Source organism: Bartonella queenslandensis AUST/NH15 (assembly GCF_000312585.1).
In the GTDB taxonomy this organism is placed as follows: domain Bacteria; phylum Pseudomonadota; class Alphaproteobacteria; order Rhizobiales; family Rhizobiaceae; genus Bartonella; species Bartonella queenslandensis_A.
The window spans coordinates 91,450-94,765 of sequence record NZ_HE997979.1 but is presented as its reverse complement, the minus strand read 5'-3'; the positions used below and the strand labels follow the sequence as shown (position 1 = coordinate 94,765).

Annotated in this window: 5 protein-coding genes; 4 read left to right on the top strand and 1 reads right to left on the bottom strand. The window is 41.9% G+C overall.

Annotated elements, in window-relative coordinates:
* Nucleotides 1-290: hypothetical protein (locus tag BN338_RS01370; protein ID WP_039758303.1), on the top strand; the 290-nt coding region annotated here is incomplete at its 5' end.
* 22 nt (nt 291-312) lie between these two features.
* On the opposite strand, the gene BN338_RS01365 is transcribed toward BN338_RS01370, so the two are convergent.
* The gene (locus tag BN338_RS01365) at nt 313-1,380 is read right to left on the bottom strand and encodes a YdaU family protein (RefSeq protein WP_039758302.1); all 1,068 of its coding nucleotides are present in this window, start codon (nt 1,378-1,380) and stop codon (nt 313-315) included.
* A 397-nt stretch (nt 1,381-1,777) separates the two neighbouring features.
* Here BN338_RS01365 and BN338_RS01360 point away from each other — a divergent pair, with 397 nt between their 5' ends.
* From BN338_RS01360 to BN338_RS12920, 3 genes are all read left to right on the top strand, one after another.
* Nucleotides 1,778-2,095 carry a helix-turn-helix domain-containing protein gene (locus BN338_RS01360; protein WP_039758300.1) on the top strand — a complete coding sequence of 106 codons (318 nt, stop codon included), beginning with the start codon at nt 1,778-1,780 and terminating at the stop codon, nt 2,093-2,095.
* Between the two features lie 313 nt (nt 2,096-2,408).
* Complete coding sequence (locus BN338_RS01355) at nt 2,409-2,798, top strand: hypothetical protein (protein ID WP_039758298.1); 390 nt, start codon at nt 2,409-2,411, stop codon at nt 2,796-2,798.
* Nucleotides 2,799-2,800: 2 nt separating this feature from the next.
* Entirely contained in the window at nt 2,801-2,989 is a 189-nt protein-coding gene (locus BN338_RS12920) for a hypothetical protein (protein ID WP_039758297.1), read from the top strand.
* Nucleotides 2,990-3,316 lie beyond the last annotated feature (327 nt).

Sequence of the window (3,316 nt, the reverse complement as noted above, 5' to 3'; positions counted from 1 at the left end):
GGGGTTGCTCTTTGTTGAACGTTTCTGAAACGGCTGCGTTGATGTCTGTTTGCTTGCATGGGAAGTGGGGTTTTGTGGGTGGTGGGCATGTTCATCAAAGAGGGGATGGCGAGAGGCGTGGGGGGTATCGCACTGTTGTGATGAGAGCAGAGGGGATGATGGTGATGCGTTTTCTGTGTGAATGGTCTCTCTACGGTTTGTTTGGATGCCTGCCGTTGTGCTCTGGGTTGTTTTGTCTGATCTGGTTTGTTTATGGTTTTGAAACATTTGTGCCCCCCGTGTTTGCTTGAGAAAGTGCTTCTGCGTGTGATGTCAACACGTGTCAGTATAGTTGATTAGACTGCGGTAAAGGGTATCGTTGCTTTCAGAGGGGAGAGGTGAGATCCGCTCCTGTTTTTGCTGCTCTTGCCGTTCGATCTCACGGCGAAACCAGTTGCGCCATGTGGCTTGCCAGTCCGCTTTGAGAGCTTCTTTGCCGCTCTTGGCTTGCCAATAATCGCGAAACTTTTTGGCTTGCCAATGGGCTTGGCTCTCACTCAAGCCTTCTGAAACGGCTGCTTTGATGTCTGCTTGCCAAGCTTCTGGAAGGCGGTGTCCTTTGGGAATGCTTGCAATGGTGGGTTTTTTGTTGGTGCAAGGTGGGGGAAATGCTGAAAAGCTGGAGGGCGGAAGATGGTCGAGGCTTGTTGTTGCTTTTCGGGGGACAATTTGTGCGATCGGAGCGCAAGAGACCTCTGCTTGGGCCACGTTGGGAGAAGCGTTTTCCTGCTCTGTTTCTTCTGGAGGAAGAGAGACAACAGAGGAAGAAAGAGCCGATGTGGAAGATTGAGCGCTTTGTTCAAAATTCTCCGGGCTAGAGTGGGCAGATTCTAACTCATCAAACAACATGTTCTTTTCAAAAACACCGACAGGTGTTTCCTTTTCTTCTGCCTTTTGAGCTTCTAAACTTTGTTCATCATCTTTTCTCCGCTCGTTAAGCAGTTGTTGAATCTCAGCATTGATTTTCTTGCGCTTTTTTGCCGAAGAACGACCCGCAAAAGATTTTTTTTCAAGCAATTTTTCACGCTCTTGAAAAACATTTTCGCAACGCTGGTTCCATAATCCATTGGCTAAATTTAAAATCTTACCCTCTTGGATGAGCATTTCTAAAACATTAACAAAAGTTCGCTTGTCACAACCACAAAGACGCGCTAAACGTTCTTCCGATATTTCTAGAGGGCGACCGCGTGCATACATTTCATTGAGAAGAATCGTATAAATTCCAATCTCGTGGGCGCGCATGCCACGAACTCCTCCTAGGAAATCATTTTGATACCAACAAACATATGGAAGCCTAGACGATTCATAGTGAGGAGTTTCTTGTTGATCAGCTTGTTTCATACGGCAATCTTCTTTCTTATACAGTTTCGTTGATAATAAAAGCGCAAACAGAGATTTAACTCGTGTTGCGTGTGGCTCTGTTCGATGACGCGATTAAGCGGCTTCTTTATGGCGTTTATAAATGAGTGGGCGTGCTTGAAGGGCATGAAAACGATAATTTGAGATTGCGATGATGGAAAAAATAAAGAGAACAACACTTCTCAATCACGCGGCTTTTGGAGATAATTTTTTGTATTCTATGGTGTGGTTAAAATGTTTTTATAAGCGAAAAATCATCTTTTATTTCCCCCTGAAAAATAAAATTTATTTCCTTAATTTTATCCTTTTTAGAGGATATTGCAAGCCCGTTTTGTAAAAAGGACGTGTTTTTTTCAAAAGACGCGCTATATGGTGAATTATGAATATCGATGGTTGGCGTAAAAGATTAAGGACCGCTTTGGAAAAAAGTGGACGCTCAAAGAGATCTATCTCTCTCGCTGCAGGTAAAGGTGCCGGATACCTTCATTCTATCCTGTCTGAAGGAAAAGAACCAACAATCGAATCCCTCTCGCGAATTTGTCACGAAATTGATATCAGTATGAATTATATTCTTTACGGTAAGGGAGCAAGTCCTGAAGATAAAGAATTTATAGAGCTCATTTCAAAACTCTCTTCGGAAGAGAGGCAGGCAATTTTGACTCTTTTGCGGCGACCCGTTGGCGAAGCTTCAAAATAAGTTCTTTTTGTGTTTTTGAATCAAGACGACTCCAGTATTCTATTAAAATTATATCACTCATTTTACCTCTCCTATGTGTTTATCATTGCAATTGAGTAAGAACAAATAGAGAACAAGAAAAGAACATGAGGGGAATAAGGAATAACAGATTTTTATTTATATATGTCATTTGAACCCCGCAAAGACTTAAAATATATCTTTTATGAAGGATAAAATGGTTGACATCTCTCCTATAGAGGATATAAGACTAACGCTATATTTGATCTTGTCAAGATGAAGCTAAGCTTTATCAACTATCTAAAGGGGGAAAATCATGAAAAATATTCCATTCGTTAAAGAGGATGAAATCATTGTCATTCTTTGCGAAGACGAAAGGCCTGATACCTATGAAGGACCAATCGACGAAATCCAAGAAGTGCTCGAACTGATTGAAGAATCTGAAACGGTTTATAAAGTTTTACGACTCGATCTTACAACCAATCATGCTGAAGACGTTACGGAACAAATCGCTGATTTTTATGCTGAAAATTACGAAATAAATGAAGAAAATACACAATTGCAGCCCTTCATTTTGAATAGTGAAGCCTATCATGCGTGTTTAGACGAAAGAGTAGCGTGTGATTATGAAGATAATCTCTATGGTTCTTATGAAAAACAGCACCGTTTACGTCCCTGTGATGTCTTGACAGATTATTGGTGGTAATCATGCCAAGTTATCTCAAGACTTCTTATCGGGGCTTTCCACTTTATTACGCTGGAAAGATTCGAAATCTCATTAGACTCGAACCACAAAAAAACAACGCTGTTCTTTTCATTTCGCAAGAGGCAGCTGAGACGATGGCAAAAAACTTGGAGGAAGAATATTGCTGTCATGATTTTTCTGTCGTGCAATAGCAGGATGGAAAAAAGGCTTCCCCACGATGACTAAGTTTCTGACTAAGTGTTTTTTTACTGGTGAGAGAAAGGTGCTTGGTGTGTGCTTACTCATTGGGGGAGCCGTTTTGTGGGGAATTTTTAACCAATATGAAGTGAGCTCGTCTGGAGAAAGGAAGGGCATGAGAAAAAGAATGTGTGTGAGACAAGTGGACTTATTGGGGGAAAAGTTGAGAGGGCTCTCAAGCGGGAGGACAAGGAAGTGGGAGAAGAAGGGGAGCCAACAGCATTGATGAGGAGAAAAACTTTCGTCACAAGGCAAGAGCAAGAAGAGCAAGGCGGGAAAGT

Bases quoted from the DNA above. Each gene is read 5' to 3' on its own strand.
- BN338_RS01365 (WP_039758302.1), bottom strand. From the start codon at position 1,380: ATGAAACAAGCTGATCAACAAGAAACTCCTCACTATGAATCGTCTAGG.
- BN338_RS12920 (WP_039758297.1), top strand. From the start codon at position 2,801: ATGCCAAGTTATCTCAAGACTTCTTATCGGGGCTTTCCACTTTATTAC.
- BN338_RS01355 (WP_039758298.1), top strand. From the start codon at position 2,409: ATGAAAAATATTCCATTCGTTAAAGAGGATGAAATCATTGTCATTCTT.
- BN338_RS01360 (WP_039758300.1), top strand. From the start codon at position 1,778: ATGAATATCGATGGTTGGCGTAAAAGATTAAGGACCGCTTTGGAAAAA.